Raw genomic sequence first — 18,748 nt, forward strand, 5'->3', positions numbered from 1 at the left:
ATGCTTATATTAATATAATCATTAAATTAAATATATAAGTTAATAATTATAGGGGCTATTATGGCAAATAACCACATATTTGATAACATTTGAAAAGCATTTAATATTTACACTAACAACTATTTAAAAAATCACCACCATCTCCAAACAACATTGGAGTGGTTGCTAAAAAAAGAATCCATTTTATATATGTTCGAGATTTTCGTTCTCTTTATGTTGGATAATTCCATATTTGCACCTTATTGGAAAATTATAATTAAAAAATATAATTTTATAGTATATATAATTTTTTGATATCTTATGTCAAATTAATATTATTTAATCTAGTTAATCTATTTATTTAATCTATTGTGCCTTTTAAATATATTTTTCCATAGAAGTATCCCAATACTGTGTGTGGATATAATATAATAACATCCCAAATATCCAAATGGCTACTGGAATTAATATAACAGTCATGGCAAATATAAATGCCACAATATATAATATTATCTCCAATATCACCACTACAATAGTTAGTATAATATTGAATATTAAAATATCAAGCCATGTTTTTTTCAATATGTCAAATATGGTTCTAAATTCAAATATTGACGATAATTTACCTGTATTGGCATAATGAGATAATGCAATTGGAGTGATTAATGCAAATATTATAAGACATAATATATAAAAAATCAAAAATAATATAAAAATCAACATCATCATAACGCCAAGTCCGGCTGTTCTATCATCAAGGATTAATAAAAAACCTCCTCCTAAAAATACATACCCAATTATCAGTATGATAATCGGAATTATGGCATATATTAAGATAATCACTATCCCAATAATTCCCCCAATAAACTGATTAACAATATTAAATTCAGGTAATTTGTTTTCAAATCCGCCGGAAACAAGTTTTATTATATCTATCATATATCCATATAATGCCAAATTGAGAATTGGTATTGCCCCAATTATTCCACCAATGGCAAGTTTCTTTTTCCAATTTTCATCATTGAACAAATATTTAAATGATTCAGATATCATTGTACCCCTCCAACTTTTTTAAGAGCTCATCTGCAATACTCAAAAACACAGGAAGTATATAAAACACTCCGACAAAACCTGCAATAAGTCCCGTAATCAATCGCAATTCATTAAAGCTTTCCCTTAATCCTATCAGTTGAGTAGTTCCATCAATTCCCATAGGTATCAATGCCATAATTAAATACCATTTGTTGGGTGTTTTAAAGTCATTTAGTTTTTTTACTGTCAAATTTCATAATACCTCCCCTTAATTCTATATTTATATTTACAAATTTAATATTTAATATTTGTAATATTTAAACATTTCCACATGCATCATACACTTCTCCATTAATAATAGTATATATCGGAGCTCCCCTTACACACCACCCTTCAAATGGTGTAAATTTAGCCTTAGATTTAAAGTTCTCACCTCTTATAATAATTTCCCTATCCAACTCAACAATCGTTAAATTTGCTTTATTTCCTTCCCTTATCTCATTATCAATATTAAATATTTTTGATGGATTTTCCGATAGAACCCTTACAGCATCAAATATGTTAATTATCCCCTTATTTACCAAATCAAGCGTCAATGGAACAAGAGTTTCAATTCCTGGAATTCCAGAAGGGCAGTTCTCCACGGAATTATTTTTTTCTTCATAAGTATGTGGTGCGTGGTCTGTTGCTATTATATCTATTTCTTTATTTACTATACCATTTATAAGTGCCTTATTGTCTTCTTTTGTTCTAAGCGGTGGATTAAATTTCCCCATCCCTTTTAATTCCTTAGCCATATCCATATTTAAAAATATATGGTGCGGTGCAACTTCCGCAGTGATTTTAACATTTTTAAATTTAACTTTTGCATCAGTGATTAAATTTAGCCCCTCTTTTGTGGATACATGGCAGAAATGGACATGCGGCTTTTTATCATTTAATTTATCGATTATTTCTAAATTCCTTAAAACTTCTTTCACTGCCTCAATTTCGCTTCTTTTGTCCCTTATCTTACAATGGTTAGTCCAGCTGGTGAGCTCATATTTTTTTAAGTTTTCAGCAATTACATCCTTATGTTCCGCATGTATTGTAAATAGTTTATTTTGGTTTAAAATGTCCTTTAATTTTGAATACTCGCTTATGAATAAGTCCCCAACGGATTTTACCATAAAAATCTTGTAGGATTTTGCATCCTTTATGGTTTCCATGTAGTTATTTTCAGTAATTCCAAAGTTGAATTCAATATTTATCTTACTTTGATTTTTCCCTTCATGATATTTTTTATAGAAGAGCTCCGTTGTGGTGGTTGGTGGGTTGCTGTTGGGCATGTCTATGGCATAAGCTACACCGCCGTTAATAGCTGCTTCGCTTCCACTTATGAAATCCTCCTTTTCAGGTTGCCCATATCTAAAATGAACATGGGAGTCAATAATTCCCCCCATAACTATTTTTCCTTTTAAATCGATTTTCCGCCCATCATGGTTAATATTTTTACCTATTTTTTTAATTTCATCCCCTTCGATTAAAATATCTGCTTCGATTATATTGTTATTTTTTATTATTTTGCAGTTTTTTAGAAGCATTTTTTCACCGCTATTGTTATTGGATTATTATTAAAAATATTATGAATTCCAAAAGATAAAAATATATTGTAAATAAAAATAAAAAGTTAAAATTACTTAAAATCAAACATAAAAAACATAAAACAAAGTAAATATTAAAAAGGAGTATTTATTATTTACTTATGTGCAAAATAGCATATTACTTCGTCATCCTTCTTTTCATCCACTCTTACAAATCCAAATCTCTCAAACTGGACAATTTCATCAACAGATACTATTTTAAAGTCCTTTTCTGCAAATCCAATGTGCTCTTCTCCGTTGGTGTCGATTACCTTTGTTTTTACTGCATCATTTACTGGAATCCAGTGTATGATTTTTGCCTTATTTTGCCTTGCAATTTTAAAGTCATCACTGTGATATTTTGCATATATTGTATTGTTTTCGATTTTTTCTATAGTTATGTTGAATAATTCCATCAATCTATACATTTTTCCAATCTCCAAATCATCTGAGACATATATATTTCCATCAAATATGAGCTCCCTTGTTCCTAAGTCTTCCCTATCTGGGTGAGCTCTTAAATTTAAAACTGTATTTTCTGCACCTTCTATTACAACCTTCTTTGGATTTTCCACAAAGAAGAACCTTCTTGCGTCCTTATCTATTATATCCTTATTTGCGGCGTAGAGATTTTCCCATGAGAACTTAACATCAGCCTGCTTTATACCTATTTCTGTCATCAATTTATATATTGCCTCTGGTTTTATGCCTCTTCTTTTTAGAGCTCTAAGGGTTCCCAATCTTGGGTCATCCCATCCTTTATATTCTCCCTCCAAAATACCGGCGTGCATTTTTGACGTGCTTAAAACAGGTCCTTCTATCGGAGTGAGCGAAGCGAGCGAAGAGCTACAAAAATCACTTTGTGATTTTTGTCCAATCTTTAAAATACCGTAGTGAATGTATTCTGGCATTTCCCATCCAAAGTAATCAAATATATACTTCTGCTTTTCTGTATTCACTATGTGGTCTTTCCCTCTTAATACATGGGTCATGCCAAGTAAATGGTCATCAACTGGAACAGAGAAGTTCATTAATGGATATACGCAGTATTTATCCCCAGTTCTTGGGTGTGGTGTTTTTTCAATTCTGAATATTGGGAAGTCCCTTATTGACGGGTTTTTATGCTCTATGTCGGTTTTTAATCTAACTGCCACATTTTCCAGCTCACCATTTAACATCTTCTCCCAAAGTTCAAGGTTTCTTTCTACTCCCAAGTCTCTACATTGACATGCTGTTCCATTTGCCCTGAGCTCTCTAAATTCCTCAGGGTCGCACTCACAAACATAGGCATATCCCATTTCAATTAATTTTCTTCCGTATTCGTAGTAAATTTCCATTCTATCGGATTGGATGACAACATCGTCTATTTTTACTCCAAGCCATTCTAAATCCTCTTTTATCATGTCATAAGCTTCTGGAAGAACTCTTTTTGGGTCTGTATCTTCAAGTCTTAAAATTAATTTTCCATTGTATTTTTTTGAAAAGTAATCATTTAAAACTGCCGCTCTTGCATGTCCAAGATGAAGGGGTCCAGAAGGGTTTGGTGCAAATCTCATTACAACAGTGTCTTTTACATTTTTTAATGCGAGCTCTTTCTTTTTCCTTGTGGTAGTTTTTGCCTCTAAAAATTCTGGTGCAATTTCTTCTAACTTTGCTTTTTGTTCTTCCAATGGCATTGATTCAACTTCTTTTGCTATTTCCGCCACTATTTTGGAAACTTCTTTTGCTTCCTTTCTTAAATCTGGATTTTCTGCCAATATTTTTCCTATTACTGCTTTTGGATTTGCTTTTCCCTTGAATCTAATAGAATTTTGAAGAACATATTTTAAAATAGTGTCTCTCAATGTTTCACCTGATTAATTTGTAAAAAATAAAAGATTTATTAAAATTAGGATTTAAAATATTAAAAAAATTATTATTGATTATTGTTCATTATTTACATTATTTATTATTTTTTATTATTTCCTTATTTTATTTTATTCTTTGAAATACTTGTATCCTGATGACAACAAGGCAGCTCCTACTGCACCAATGTGCTGTGAGTGCGGTGGAACAATGATTTCTTTACCAAGTATCTCTTCCAATGCAAGCACCATACCTTTCAAAAGACTGCTTCCTCCAACAAGTATTACTGGGTCTCTTACATCCACTTCCTGCAACTGCTGTTCATAAATCTGCTCTGCAACTGAGTGAGCTGCCGCCGCCGCCACATCCTTAGGTTCTGCACCACCTGCAAGAGCTGTGACTAAATCCTGAATACCAAATACAATACAGTAGCTGTTCATCATTACATTCTTCCAATCTCCCTCTGCGGCTAAGTCCCCGAGCTCCTGTATGGATACATCCAATCTTCTTGCAGTAATTTCAAAGAACCTACCACTTGCACCTGCACAGATACCTCCCATTGTAAAGTTGTCAGGTATGGCATTGTTTAAGGATATTGCCTTGTTATCCATACCCCCAATATCAATTACAGTAGCCTCTCCTTCCTGCTTTCCAGCTAAAAATGCCGCACCTTTTGAATTAACTGTTAATTCCTCTTGAATAAGGTCTGCTTTGAAATGCTCCCCAAGTGTATGTCTTCCATATCCTGTGGTTCCGATTGTTTCTATATCTTCCATCTTTAAACCAGCTTCCTTTAATGCCTCATCAATTGCCTTTTGTGCTGATTCTATCACATCTCTTGTATATACCCATCCCTTTCCAATGATTTCGTTGTCCTGCATTATTACTGCTTTTGTTGTTGTAGAACCACTATCAAGACCTAAGCTTATACCTTCCTGTTTCTTCCTACCTAATAGTGATTTTCTCTCCACAATTGTGGCGAGTGCCTCCATTCTTGTTGATAATTCTGATGCCTTTGTTCTCTCTGTAAATGAATACATAACAACAGGCAAATCAGTATGTTGCTGAATTAATCTCCTTACTTCGTTTCTAACCAGAGCTCCCTCAGCACACCTAAAACATGTTGCTATAAAAACTGCCTCTGCATCTGTGTTTCCCTCGATAATGGACATTGCTCTTGCAAACATGAGTTTTAAATTTGGAGATGCTACTTCGAATCCCAAATGTTCATCAACTTTGTCAATATAGTCTAAATCCACCTCTGGAAATACAATTTCCCCGCCAACATCATTTGCCGCCTTTTCAATTTCAGCCTGAACTCCACTGTATTCTGGACCGCATGTTAATTCAGCTATTTTTACCGTCATAATATCACCAAATTAATATAAATATGATAATTAGTATATCATTTGATAATTATTAACTAATGTTATGGTATTTATAAATAATTATTTTATGATTTTAGTTATAATATATTGCTTGTTGAGTTAAAAACAACTACTGCCTACTATTATTACTACTTAATTTACATCTTAATATATTTTAAACCATGGGATATTATGAAAAACGATATTAAATTTAGCAATAATGAAATAAAATGTGAGATGTGTCTTAACACAAGTAAAACATCAAAAATAATCGAATATAACGGAAAAAATATATGTGTTGAATGTTATTACTCAATGAAATATCCAAGGGATTTTAAAAAAATGAAAAAAGAAATTGAAACTATTTTAAAAGATGGTCAAAATAAAAAAATAAAAGGGAAAAATAAAAAATACGACTGCATACTGGCATTTTCTGGTGGAAAAGATAGCGTTGTGGCGTTATATTTACTTGTGAAAGATTTTAATGTAAATCCTTTGTGTATAACTGTGGATAATAAGTATATGTCAAAAGATGCCCTTGAAAATTGCTACAATATCACTCGACATCTAAATGTTGATTGGATGGTTTTAAGTAGGGACTATACGGAGCTCTTCAAAGAAACTATACTAAGGGGAGAATCTCCATGTAGAAGATGCTCTGAACTTGTAATGAGAGATGTTTGGAAGATGGCAAAAATGCTAAATATTGATAAAATAATCACTGGGCACGAGCTCCCCTTTGGAACTTCACCATTTAAGAAGTTGAAGGATGATATTATTATGGTAAGATTGCTCACAGGTTATAAATTAACCGATGAAGATAGACGTAATATGTTGAAGGAGCTCCCTTGGAAGAACCCGAATTTGGGAGGATATACCACAAACTGTTTAGTGCTTGCACCGGCTTTAAGGGAATTTTATAAAAAACATGGTTTTAGCTTTGAATTTAATAGAGTTTGTGCAATGGTGAGATATGGATTAATTGACAGGGGAAAAGCTATGCAAGTGTTAAAATGTCCTGAGGTTCCCGAAGAGATATATGTAGAGCTCAGAAAAAGGGGACTTGATTTAGAAAATAACAATAGTAATAATTATTGTGATGATGATAATAATTCGTGATATTATGATAAAATTTAAAATGGAAATTCCTGCAAATGAGGATATATTTAAAAGCTTAGAAGTTGATGATGTATTTGATGGGTTAATTATAAAAACTACCTATGATAAAGACTTAAAAAACTTGAAATTATATGTGAAAACTAATTCAATAGGTTCCTTAAAAAACATACTTGACGATTATTTTATCAATTATGACATGGCGACGAATATTATTGGAATAAATGAAAAATAAGTGAAAAATAAGTAAATTAATGAAAAATTAATGAATAAATAAACTGAAAATCTAAATCAACACGGAAATTGATAGTATATTGAAATACTGTTTTCGCTTGCATAGCAAGCGAGCAACGAAATCACAAAGTGATTCGTCTAATATATTTTATTTTTTGTTTATTCTATAGTGTGGGTCATATTACACTCTAACCTCTAATACCTTCATATAAGGATAACCTCTGGTAATGAGATTATATAGTGCTAAAACCTGTGCAGAAACTACTGCACAGAGACAGAATACTTTTTTACGAATATAACCTTTGATATTAATCCAAAACTTATTCATAAATCGGTTCTTTAATATTGAATTGGTGTGCTCTATTTTAACTCTTATCTTAGAAACTTCCGAAGGAAGTTTCTTTTTATTTTTCCTACCCAATCTCCGTGGATTATGTGCTGTTATTAGTTCATTTTTGTATAATTCTATCGCTTTTTTTTAAATCTTTTGAATCATAGCCTGCATCTGCACAGGACTTTTTGGTAGGTACTAATAATTTATCAGCTACTTTACAATCGTGAGTATTTGCTGTGGTAAATTCTGCTCTTAATGGTATTCCTAACTTATCTACTGCTAAATGTAATTTAAAGCCTTTAAACATTCCTACACTGTTATATCCTATCTTTCCCTCAATATCTGTTTCGTCTTTTATTGGAGTGCTATCGTATATTGACCATTCAGGATTATTTAGTTCAATATATTTATCACCTAATAAAGTAATTATTGCATGCAATTCTTCATCTAGGGATTTTTTCCATCTATCGATGGTTCTTCTACCAGGGCAGGATTTAAATCCTAATGCAGTTAAAATCTGTGGATTATTTTGTAAGTGTAATACTAACGCTCTATTTGAATGTATGCCTTTTAAAAAGGCATACACTAATAGTTTAAGCCTCAACTCTAAATTATATCCTTTTCTCCCTACCTTTCTTCGTTTAGGGATTCGGTCAATTAAATCTGATGTAATTATCTCATTTACCACTTCCTCAGCCTTCATATTATCGTCTTTTTTATAATATTATATTTAGTATAGGTTATATATTTTGACCCATACTATTGTTTATTCTATTTTAATGAAGATGTGATTTTCGATATGTGGTGATTAATATAGTAAAATATTTTAATAAAACAATAAATATGGGAAAAATATGGTTAAAAAAATTCAAATAAATACAGCTGAACAGGCGAAAAATAGATTGGTAGATTTGGTAATACCTAAGTCAAGCAACCTTAAAAATGATATTTTATCAGGATTAACTGTTGCCTTGGCACTGGTTCCAGAGGCAATAGCATTTTCTTTTGTGGTAGGGGTGGACCCCAGAATAGGACTTTATGCAGCTTTTATGATGGGATTAATAGCAGCAGTATTGGGGGGTCGTCCCGGAATGATTTCAGGGGCAACAGGTGCAGTGGCAGTCATTTTTGCACCATTGGTAATGACTCAGGTGCAAATCGGTGGAATGGATTACGCCCTTGGGTATCTTTTTGCAGCAGTAGCACTTATGGGAATAATTCAGATACTATTAGGACTGTTTCGTGTTGGAAAGTTTGTAAGGCTCATTCCTCATCCTGTCATGCTTGGTTTTGTTAATGGTCTTGCTATTATTATATTCATGTCACAGCTTGGACAGTTCTATACTGGCACAGGAGCTAATGCAACGCTTCTTCCAACTCCTACACTGTTAATTATGTTTGCACTTATTGCAATAACAATGGTTATAAGTAAATTCCTTCCAAGGATTACAAAAGCAGTGCCTGCCACACTGGTGGCGATAGTTGTAGTTACAATTATTTCATATTTTTTGAATCAGTCAGGTTATGAAGTTCTTACAGTGCTTGATTTTGTAAAAAGTATAGACCCGACAAAAACAACTATTGCAGCAACCCTACCATCGTTTAGCATTCCAAATATTCCTTTCACAATGGAGACTTTTAAAACAATTCTGCCTTATTCAATACTGGCTGCGTCTGTGGGTTTGATTGAATCCCTTATGACTATGAGGCTTATAGATGAGCTCACCGAAACACGAGGAAGGGGAAATAAGGAGTGCATTGGTCAGGGCGTAGCAAACTTGGTTAATGGTTTCTTTGGAGGCATGGGTGGCTGTGCCATGATTGGTCAGAGTATGATTAATGTGCGGGCAGGAGGTAGAGGACGAGCTTCAGGGATTGCTGCTGCAATATTTTTGCTTGCATTTGTGGTATGGGGGTCATCCCTTATAGAGCTCATACCCCTTGCCGCACTTGTTGGTGTAATGTTTATGGTGGTTATCGGCACTTTTGAATGGTCGAGCTTCCGTATTATTCGGCAAATTCCAAAATCAGACGCCCTTATTCTTATACTGGTGTCAGCCATAACTGTAATTTACGATTTGGCAACTGCGGTTTTTGCTGGAATTATTTTATCGGCTCTTGCATTTGCATGGGAGCATGGGAAACAGATGCGTGCTGAGAAAGAGACTAGGGGGAATAAAAAAGTATATAGGCTTGATGGACCCCTTTTCTTTGCATCCGTAACATCATTTAAGGATTTATTTGATTTTCGAAATGACCCTGATGATGTTGTAATAGATTTTAAAAAATCACGAGTTTGTGACCATTCAGCAATTGAAGCAATTAATAATATTACTGAAAGATATGCCCAATATGGCAAAAGACTGCATCTTCTCAATCTAAGTGATGATTGTTATAAATTAATTAAAAAAGCAGATAATATTGTAGAAGTAAGTGTTATAGATAACATAATATGGCCAGTGGCAGATGATAGACTGGGATAAGCAAATGCGAAACAACATCATCATAAACTTTAAAAACTGAAACTAATAATTAAGAGTTAGGTAAATATAAATGTATATAAAAATAAAAAATAAAGAAAGTAAAAAAGTAAAAAAAGTAAAATATAAAGGGGATATATGGTGAGCTTAAAAGACATTATATCGTGTTTTAAAATGGAAAACTTTGATATGAGATATATAATAAGGGGACTTATTGACGGTTCCCTGTCGTCCCTAGGTGTAGTAATAGGGGCAAGTGGTGGAGATGTTTCTGTGATAATTGCCGCAGGGATTGGTGGTGGTGTGGCAAATGGTATTTCCAACATACTTGGAGCATTAACCGCAGAAAGGGCAATTTTAGAAGGAATGAGAGCATCACAGGAGAAGGTTCTTTTAAGGGAAGAAGGCTCTTTAAAAACTGCATTATTTTATAAAAAGGCACTTAATAAAACAGCAGTCAGCGGTGTGGGGGATGGGCTATCCACAACCTTTGGGTCAGTTATTCCCGTAATTCCATTCTTATTTTTGAGGAAGGATTTGGCAATAATCACTGCAATTATTATTACATTGGCTATATTATTTGGACTTGGAGTATTCATAGGCAGAATATCTAAGGAGAATTTGGCAATATCTGGGCTTAAAATGGTATTGGGAGGATTGGCAGTGGCATTAATTAGTTTTACAATTGAACATATGCTCTAAAAAGTGATAACATGAAAGGCAGAGAATTACTTAAAAAACTAAGGGAAGATGCAGCTAAATTTAGCATTCATGATTTAATGAATGTAAGAGTATTCTTGGAAAAAGATATGCAGTATCTGCCGAAGGATTATAAAGAATCTTATCTTAAAGGGCAAATCATGTATTTTATAAATACATTAAATGAAGTGCGAAAAAAGAGTGAAGATGAATTGGAAGACTTTGAAATTGATGAAAATATATTAAATAAATTATACGATAGAATAAACCGCTTTAAATGTGGCATTAAGGGGGAAGACTCGTTTATTAAATTATCATATATTGTGGTTCCTTATTTAATATTCATTGCTAAAAAACCGCTTCACCCTGTTGGAATAAGATTTCCTGGGGGGAAGCATATTATTGAAAAAAATGGAACATACTACTGTCCAGTGAAAAACAGGCAGGAAAATGAGTATTCATTATGTGAATTTTGTATATGTAAAGGAATTGAAGAACTTTAATATTTATTATAGGAATAAAATAAAAATCTTAAAGAAATTGGAAATAAATTAAAGGAATTAGTTATTAAATAAGATATTACATCTTACCAGGACATTCTATACCTAAAATATTCAATCCATTTTCTATAACTGTTTTTGTGCATTCTACAAGTTTTAATCTTGAATGAACTATATTATGGTTTTCTTCTTTTAATATTGGACAGTTTCCATAGAATCTATTAAATGCCTGTGCAACATCGAGCACATAATTTGCCACTATTTGTGGTTTTCTTACATCTGCGGATTTTTCAACAACTTTTGGGAATTTTAAGAGTGTTTTTATTAATATCTTTTCGTTATCATTTAATTCGTAGTCAAATAGTTCGTTAATGTCAATATTGCCATTGTTGTTATTATCATTGTTCAATCCATTTTCGAGAATTCTGCAACATCTGGCATGGGCATACTGTATTACTGGGCATCCAACTTTTTCAAAGTCAAGTGCTTCATCCCATCTAAATACCATAGGTTTTTCTGGCGAGATTCTAACGATATTGTATCTTACCGCACCGGTAGCTATTTTATGGGCAATTTCATTTATTTCATCTTCATCTGTTGCCACGCCTCTTTTCTTAACTTCTTCAATTGCTCGTGTTTTTGCCTCTTCAAACAACTCATCAATACTTATAAATCTTCCTCTTCTGGTGCTCATAGAGCCCTCAGGAAGTGAAATAAATTCATAGAATACGATTTCTGGCGTGTTGTATCCCAATAGTTTTAAACTTGCATTCACCATTTCAGCGGTGAGCTTGTGGTCTGCACCAAGTATATTAATCCCTATATCGCAGTTTTTCATCTTATCGATATGGTATGCAATGTCCCTAGTGGAGTATAAACTTGTTCCATTTAATCTTGCAAGAACCAGTTTTTTCTCTATTCCAAAGTCTGAAAGGTCTAATCTATATACTTCGTCCTTTTCCACTTTTCCAGTTTCCATCAGGTTTTTTATGACTTCTCTCACCATGCCGTTTTTAACATAGGAGCTCTCCCATATGAATTTGTCATGTTTAATATTAAGATTTTTTAAAGTTTCTTTAAATCCCTTTAAAGCATAATTTACGGCATATTCGAACTTTTTGGTTATCTCGTTTTCTTCGTTTTTCTCAGAAGATTCTTCATATTTTTTCATTAAATCCAATATATTTTCTTCGAGCTCGGGGTTTTCATTTAAAAGTTTATTGGTTTCTACATAAACTTCTCCTATGGCATGGTCTGGTTTTTTATTTTCGTCTAATTTAAATTTATCCAATCCAAATACTACAATTGCCTCCTGTCTTCCCATATCATTTACATAGTATTGGGTTTCAACCTTATATCCTGCAAATTCAAGCACTCTTTTTAAACTGTCTCCAACAATGGCGTTCCTACTGTGTCCTATATGTAAAGGTCCGTTTGGATTTGCAGATGTGTGCTCTAATATTATTTTTTTGTTTTTTTCATCTCCTTTTCCAAAATTATTTTTTTCATCAAGTATCTTTTTTACGCCTTTTTTTGAATAGCTGTTGTAGTCTAAGAAAAAGTTTATGTATCCATTTACTGCCTTTATGTCCTTTATCCCTTCAATATTTTCGGATTTTAAAGAATCCGCCATTTCCTCCGCTATAATCATCGGTGATTTTTTCAATACTCTTGCCAATCTAAATGCTATGTTTGTTGAATAATCGCCCAAATCTAATGATGGTGGTTCATCTAACCTTATTGTTTCCATTTCTTCTTCTGATTTACCAGTTAATTCGTTTATTTTTTTGTATAATGCGTCAATTATATTTTTTTCAATCATTCTATCACTTTAATTTTAATTTATTTTTTATTTTTATTTTTAATTTAGTATGATTATATCATTTTCATTTAAATTAAAAGTATGATGGATTATAGTTTTATATAGAACACATACTTATTTGATATAGTATTACACAATATTTATAACTTTTAATTTTATTTTTTTATGGTGAGACTATGAAAACGGAACTAACGAACATAGATATATATGTTGCTGTAAAGGAGCTCCAAAAAATAATAAATGGAAAACTTGATAAAGCATTTTTAGTGGATTCTCAGGATGGTAAAGAGTTAATATTAAAGCTCCACATCCCAGAGATTGGAACAAGGGAAATTGCCATAGGGACTGGAAAATATAAGTATATTACATTAACCGAATATAGCAGGGAAAAACCAAAAAATCCTCCATCCTTTGCAATGTTGCTTAGAAAACATCTAAAAAATATAAAAATAACAAGTATAGAGCAACATAACTTCGATAGGATTGTTAAATTTACATTCCAATGGGGCGAAAAAATTTATAAATTAGTTGTCGAGCTCTTTGGTGAAGGGAATGTCATACTGTTGGATAATGAAGATAGGATTATTTTGCCATTGAAAATTGAGAAATGGAGCACAAGGAGAATCGTTCCAAAGGAAATATATAAATTCCCTCCTCAAAAGGATTTGACGCCATTTAATTTGGAATATGCCGTGGCTTATGATATATTCAAGGACGAGTTCAAAAAGGATGAGAACAAAAACACAGAATGTGTAAGGATTATTTCAAGGACCTTTGGTCTTGCAGGAATATATGCCGAAGAAATTTGTGAGATAGCAGGAGTTGATAAAAAAATAACAAATCCTTCCGATGAGGAAATAAAAAATTTATTTGATGGGACAAAAACATTTTTTAATAAAGTATTCAATGAAAAGAAACCACAAATAGTGCTGAAAAATGGAGAATATCACGATATTACACCAATAGAATTGGCAAAATATGGGGATTATGATAAAAAATACTATGAAGAGTTTTTAAATGCAATGGATGATTACTTTTCACAGTTTATATTGAAAAAGGAGATTAAAAAGGAAGAAACAAAATTACAGAAGATGGTAAAAAAACAGGAAAGAATATTGAATAATCAGATTGAATCCCTGAAAAAATATGAAAAACAGGCGGAAGAAAATCAGATAAAGGGGGATTTAATTTATGCAAACTATACTCTTGTTGATGAAATAATAACTACCTTGAAATCAGCAAGGGAAAAGATGGATTGGAAGGCTATAAAAAAGATAGTTAAAGAGAATAAGGATAATCCAGTATTAAGCAAAATAGTGTCTATTGACGAAAAAAATGGGGAAATTACATTAAAATTGTCCGCAGATTATGGAAATGGGCTTATTGAAAAGAATGTTTCGCTGGATATAAGGAAAAACGCCTTTGAAAATGCCGATAACTATTACAGCAAATCCAAAAAGTTTAAAAGTAAGATAGAAGGGGTTAAAACAGCGATAGAATTATCAAAAGAAAAACTTGAAAAATTAAAGAAAAAAGAAGAAATTGAAATGGAATCCCTTAAAGAAAGAGAAGAAAAAACCATGGAGAAAAAAGAGAGAAAGAAAAGAAAATGGTATGAAAAATTCAAATGGACAGTTATAGGCAATCATTTAATAATTGCAGGAAAGGACGCCACAACAAACGAAATGCTTATAAAAAGATACACCGAAAAGGACGATGTGGTATTTCATACTTTGATGGAAGGAGCTCCTTTTACAGTAATAAAAATGAATGGTAAAAATATAGATGAGCTCGATGAAGATGAGAGGGAATTTTTATTAAATGAAACTGCAAAGTTTGCAGTGTCTCACTCAAAAGCTTGGAGATTGGGGTTAGGTAGTGCCGATGTCTATTGGGTAAAGCCTGAGCAAATTTCTAAAACTGCTGAAAGTGGGGAATATCTTAAAAAGGGAGCATTTGTAATAAGGGGTAAGAGGAATTTTATAAGGAGCATGCCTCTTGAACTTGGAATAGGTATTGTTGAATATGATAATGAGGAAAAACTAACCACCGCACCGCCGGAGACGCTTAAAAACTTTAAAAAATATATTCTTCTAAAACCTGCTAAAAAGAAAAAAGGTGAATTAATAAAAGAGCTTAAAAAAGAGTTTAAAGAATACGGTGTGGATGATGAGGATATACTCAGAGTCCTTCCACCTGGTGAAAGTGATATAAAAGTATAATACGAATAAATTCCTTTTCTTTTTTATATAATAATTATATTATATAATATTATACTTCAACAACATCCACTATTTCAAGAGGAATGTCTTTTAAAGCCCTTCCTATTGATGATTTTGCAATTCTCACTGCATGTTCTGGACTTTCCGCATTAAAAATCTTCATGGATAATAATATTCCCACAATAGCAGTTCTTGCAACAACCAAAACACAATCTATCGGCTCTCCACATTTTGGACAGATAGTTAAACCAACATCTATATCAACATATTCCATATTTTTTTTGTTTAATATCTTCCCTATATTTGATACTGCCACTCCTATGGCATCTTCAACATCTTCAACATTTTTTACTATGTAAGGTGCCTGTAATGTTACATGATAATTTGTCATTTAATCTCACCAATAAATATTATCTCGCATTTCTCCTCTATTTTGCTAGCGTAAATCTTATGTCATCATCGCCCACATTGAAAATACCTAAGCGAGCTCCTGCATCTATCCAGCCATAAGCATAATTTAGTGATGCGAACGCATTAACATAATCTCCTTTTTCTATAAATGTTTTTGCATCATTAAAATAACATTCAATCATGCATAAAAAATCTTCTGCAACATCATATAATAAACTTCTCTTTGGAGGAAGCCCATTTTTTATAATGGATATGGCTTCTTCTGTTCTGCTTAGGTAGTTATCTATTTTTTCATCCGAGATGATATTGTCTATATTGTCCTTCATAACATCCTCTTTAATCTTTGGTCAATATATTAAAAAATAAAATTAAAAATTAAAAAAATGAATAAAGTATTTTATTTAAGAATTAGAAGTTCCCCATGTCTTTTTTATCTCTAATAGCATCGAGAATTACTCTTTGTTCGGTTCTTGCAACTGTTTTTCTTATAGTGTCTATTGCATCGATGTTTGCAGATATGCTTGTAATGCCCCATTCCACGAGTTTTTCAACAATAGCAGGTCTGCTTCCAGCCTGACCGCAGATTGAAGTCTTAATACCGTGTTTTTTACAGGTTTTTATAACTGATTCAATGAGTTTCAGAACTGCGGGGTGGTTTTCCCTGTAATATTTTGCAACAAATTCATTGTTTCTATCTATTGCAATTGTATATTGGGTTAAGTCATTTGTTCCCAAGGAAACAAAGTTAATGCCTTCTTTTATAAAGTCCTCAATGATTAAAGCGGCAGCTGGTGTTTCAACCATTATTCCGAATTCAACATCCTTTCCAAGATTTAATCCTATTTCATATGCCAATTTTTTAACTTCTCTGACTTCATCAGGGCTGGTGACAAGTGGTATCATTATATTTATGTTTTTATAGCCCTCTTCCCTTAATTTTTTAATAGCCAGTAATTCACATTTTAAAATTTCTGGCTGGTCTAAACCTCTTCTGATACCTCTCCATCCCATCATAGGGTTGTGTTCTTCTGGTTCGTCATCTCCGCCTTCTAAACCTCTGAACTCATCTGTTGGAGCATCGAGTGTTCTGTATGTGATAGGTCTTGGGTAAAATGCATCTGCAACTTTTCTAATACCTTCTGCAAATACATCAACAAGTGCCTCTTCTCCTTTTTCCTCCAATACCTTAATTGGATGAACTCCTGTTCCAAGTATCATGTGTTCTGCTCTTAAAAGACCTACTCCATCTGCACCAGTAGCCGCAGCTCTTTCAGCAACCTCTGGCATGGATACATTTACCTTTATCTCTGTTGCAGTTATTATCGGAGCTCCTGCATATACTACCTGAGCAGGTGCAGCTTCTTCTTTTTTCTTAATCTCTCCTTCATATACAATTCCTTTTTCACCATCTACGGTGATTACCATGTTGTCCTTTAATACTGTTGTGGCTTTTTGAGTTCCTACTACACAAGGTGTGCCGAGTTCCCTTGAAATAATTGCGGCGTGACAGGTCAATCCACCGTCATCTGTAACAATGGCACTAGCTTTTTTCATTGCAGGGACCATGTCAGGAGTTGTCATTTTTGTAACTAATATGTCCCCTTCTTTAATTTTATCTATCTCTTCAATGTCGTAAAGTATTTTTACCTTACCTGATACTACACCTGGTGATGCACCAATACCTTTTAAAAGTATTTTTGCCTCAATTTCTTCTCCTATTTTTTTTGCCTCTTTCTTTTTCTCCTTACCTAATGTTGTGATTGGTCTTGCCTGAAGCATATATACCTCCCCACTTTCCAAAGCCCATTCAATATCCATTGGTCTATTGTAATGTTTTTCGATAAGGATTCCTTTTTCAGCCAATTTTTTAAGTTCTTCATCAGATAATACTCTTTTTTCTTTCAAGTCTTCGGGGGTAGGTATCTCCCTAGTCTCTCCATTTTCGTCCTTAACGAACATCGTTTCCTTTCTTGCTATATATATGTCCTTAACTGATAAATCGGTTTTATCAATTATGTATGTATCAGGGCTTACAGTTCCACTTACAACTCCTTCACCAAGTCCCCATGCTCCTTCTATTACCATTTCATCGTAGTTCTGGTTTATTGGATTTACTGTGAATAATACTCCTGCTTTTTCCGCATTTACCATTTTTTGAACAACTGCGGCTAATGCCACTTGGAAGTGGTCAAACCCTTTCTGTTCCCTATAAAATACTGCTCTTGGAGTGAATAATGATGCGAAACATCTCTGAACAGCATTAACTACTTCATCCGCACCTTTAATGTTTAAGTAGGTGTCCTGCTGTCCTGCAAAACTTGCGTCAGGTAAATCCTCTGCTGTGGCGGAGCTCCTAACTGCTACAAATGTCTCCTCTCCTCCGCTAATTTCACAGAGTTTGTTATAACTTTCAATAATACTTAACTCCAAATCCTTAGGCATTTTTGCATTGGTGATTAAATCCCTAACTTTTTTTGACCTATCCATTAGGTCCTCACTGTTATTAACATCAATACCTCTTAAAATTTCTCTTATTTTTTCATCCAATTTTGTTTCCCTTATAAAATATCTATATGCTTCGGCGGTTACCACAAATGCTGGTGGCACTGGAAGACCTGCGTTCCACATCTCACCAAGTGAGGCTCCCTTACCTCCTGCTATATTCACATCATCGTTTGAAAGTTCATCCAACCATGCTACTAGTTTCATAATATCCTCCTCTTTTATTAAAAATAGCAATTTTATATATTGCAGCAATAGTTTTTAAATATATCTTTCATTCATATTTTATGAACTAAATATGGTAAAATAGATAATTTGAATAACATTTAATATTAAATCACTATAAAGAATTCGTATTTCGACAACCTCGAATTATGGCCCTAATTGGAGAACATATTATTCTAAATAGGGGCAATTTTACTGCAAGAGTTGGGGGTTATCAGGAGTGTTGAGGAATATTGTCAAAAACCTAATAAGTAATTCATAAAATATGAACTTTAATTCAAAATAGAAAACTTTATATATCATTATGTATCTTACAATCTTATCGAGGTTGTCGAATAATTGCTAAGTGTCTATTGTG

16 protein-coding genes and 1 pseudogene are annotated in these 18,748 nt (G+C 32.9%); 6 read left to right on the plus strand and 11 right to left on the minus strand.

From position 1 onward, the window contains the following. Nucleotides 1-357: 357 nt before the first annotated feature. The 5 genes and pseudogenes from Mjas_RS05350 to Mjas_RS05370 all read right to left on the minus strand — a co-directional run bounded on the left by Mjas_RS05350 (nt 358) and on the right by Mjas_RS05370 (nt 5,845). Nucleotides 358-1,032: a DUF4013 domain-containing protein gene (locus Mjas_RS05350; RefSeq protein WP_421077165.1), complete on the minus strand. Its 675-nt coding sequence runs from the start codon at nt 1,030-1,032 to the stop codon at nt 358-360. Next, nucleotides 1,022-1,255 (minus strand): annotated as a pseudogene (locus Mjas_RS05355) (DUF2085 domain-containing protein); the annotation flags it as partial. The pseudogene Mjas_RS05355 and the gene Mjas_RS05350, both read right to left, overlap by 11 nt. Before the next feature lie 73 nt (nt 1,256-1,328). Further along, complete coding sequence (gene pyrC / locus Mjas_RS05360) at nt 1,329-2,594, minus strand: dihydroorotase (protein WP_421077166.1); 1,266 nt, start codon at nt 2,592-2,594, stop codon at nt 1,329-1,331. 155 nt (nt 2,595-2,749) lie between these two features. Beyond that, on the minus strand, nt 2,750-4,477 hold the full coding sequence (locus Mjas_RS05365) for a glutamate--tRNA ligase (RefSeq protein ID WP_421077167.1): 1,728 nt from the start codon (nt 4,475-4,477) through the stop codon (nt 2,750-2,752). Between the two features lie 132 nt (nt 4,478-4,609). Beyond that, nucleotides 4,610-5,845, minus strand: a complete 1,236-nt coding sequence (locus Mjas_RS05370; protein ID WP_421077168.1) for a methanogenesis marker 15 protein — start codon at nt 5,843-5,845, stop codon at nt 4,610-4,612. Between the two features lie 192 nt (nt 5,846-6,037). Between Mjas_RS05370 and Mjas_RS05375 the strand changes: the two genes are divergently transcribed. Both Mjas_RS05375 and Mjas_RS05380 read left to right on the plus strand, forming a co-directional pair. Further along, on the plus strand, nt 6,038-6,964 hold the full coding sequence (locus tag Mjas_RS05375; protein WP_421077169.1) for a hypothetical protein: 927 nt from the start codon (nt 6,038-6,040) through the stop codon (nt 6,962-6,964). Between the two features lie 4 nt (nt 6,965-6,968). After that, complete coding sequence (locus tag Mjas_RS05380) at nt 6,969-7,196, plus strand: KEOPS complex subunit Pcc1 (RefSeq protein WP_421077170.1); 228 nt, start codon at nt 6,969-6,971, stop codon at nt 7,194-7,196. Nucleotides 7,197-7,376: 180 nt separating this feature from the next. Here the strand turns inward: Mjas_RS05380 and Mjas_RS05385 are convergent, their stop codons facing one another. Next, entirely contained in the window at nt 7,377-7,616 is a 240-nt protein-coding gene (locus Mjas_RS05385) for a hypothetical protein (RefSeq protein WP_421077171.1), read from the minus strand. A gap of 28 nt (nt 7,617-7,644) precedes the next feature. After that, nucleotides 7,645-8,232 (minus strand): transposase, encoded by a 588-nt coding sequence (locus tag Mjas_RS05390; RefSeq protein WP_421077172.1) that lies wholly within the window; start codon nt 8,230-8,232, stop codon nt 7,645-7,647. Between the two features lie 151 nt (nt 8,233-8,383). Between Mjas_RS05390 and Mjas_RS05395 the strand changes: the two genes are divergently transcribed. The 3 genes from Mjas_RS05395 to Mjas_RS05405 all read left to right on the plus strand — a co-directional run bounded on the left by Mjas_RS05395 (nt 8,384) and on the right by Mjas_RS05405 (nt 11,211). Beyond that, nucleotides 8,384-10,012 (plus strand): SulP family inorganic anion transporter, encoded by a 1,629-nt coding sequence (locus Mjas_RS05395; protein WP_421077173.1) that lies wholly within the window; start codon nt 8,384-8,386, stop codon nt 10,010-10,012. Between the two features lie 138 nt (nt 10,013-10,150). Further along, nucleotides 10,151-10,711, plus strand: a complete 561-nt coding sequence (locus Mjas_RS05400; RefSeq protein WP_421078578.1) for a TIGR00267 family protein — start codon at nt 10,151-10,153, stop codon at nt 10,709-10,711. Nucleotides 10,712-10,722: 11 nt separating this feature from the next. Continuing rightward, a complete protein-coding gene (locus Mjas_RS05405; RefSeq protein ID WP_421077174.1) occupies nt 10,723-11,211 on the plus strand; it encodes a DUF2115 domain-containing protein in 489 nt (162 codons plus the stop codon). 76 nt (nt 11,212-11,287) lie between these two features. On the opposite strand, the gene argS is transcribed toward Mjas_RS05405, so the two are convergent. After that, entirely contained in the window at nt 11,288-13,030 is a 1,743-nt protein-coding gene (gene argS, locus Mjas_RS05410; RefSeq protein WP_421077175.1) for an arginine--tRNA ligase, read from the minus strand. Between the two features lie 176 nt (nt 13,031-13,206). Here argS and rqcH point away from each other — a divergent pair, with 176 nt between their 5' ends. Further along, the gene (rqcH, locus tag Mjas_RS05415) at nt 13,207-15,252 is read left to right on the plus strand and encodes a ribosome rescue protein RqcH (protein WP_421077176.1); all 2,046 of its coding nucleotides are present in this window, start codon (nt 13,207-13,209) and stop codon (nt 15,250-15,252) included. A gap of 49 nt (nt 15,253-15,301) precedes the next feature. Here rqcH and Mjas_RS05420 read toward each other — a convergent pair whose 3' ends face one another. From Mjas_RS05420 to ppsA, 3 genes are all read right to left on the minus strand, one after another. Further along, complete coding sequence (locus tag Mjas_RS05420; RefSeq protein ID WP_421077177.1) at nt 15,302-15,643, minus strand: DUF555 domain-containing protein; 342 nt, start codon at nt 15,641-15,643, stop codon at nt 15,302-15,304. A 37-nt stretch (nt 15,644-15,680) separates the two neighbouring features. Next, the gene (locus Mjas_RS05425) at nt 15,681-15,989 is read right to left on the minus strand and encodes a DUF357 domain-containing protein (protein WP_421077178.1); all 309 of its coding nucleotides are present in this window, start codon (nt 15,987-15,989) and stop codon (nt 15,681-15,683) included. Nucleotides 15,990-16,071: 82 nt separating this feature from the next. Next, the gene (gene ppsA, locus Mjas_RS05430; RefSeq protein WP_421077179.1) at nt 16,072-18,372 is read right to left on the minus strand and encodes a phosphoenolpyruvate synthase; all 2,301 of its coding nucleotides are present in this window, start codon (nt 18,370-18,372) and stop codon (nt 16,072-16,074) included. Nucleotides 18,373-18,748: the final 376 nt, after the last annotated feature.

The sequence above is a fragment of the Methanothermococcus jasoni genome (genome assembly GCF_049075655.1).
Taxonomy (GTDB): Archaea; AGJL01; Methanococci; order Methanococcales; family Methanococcaceae; genus Methanofervidicoccus.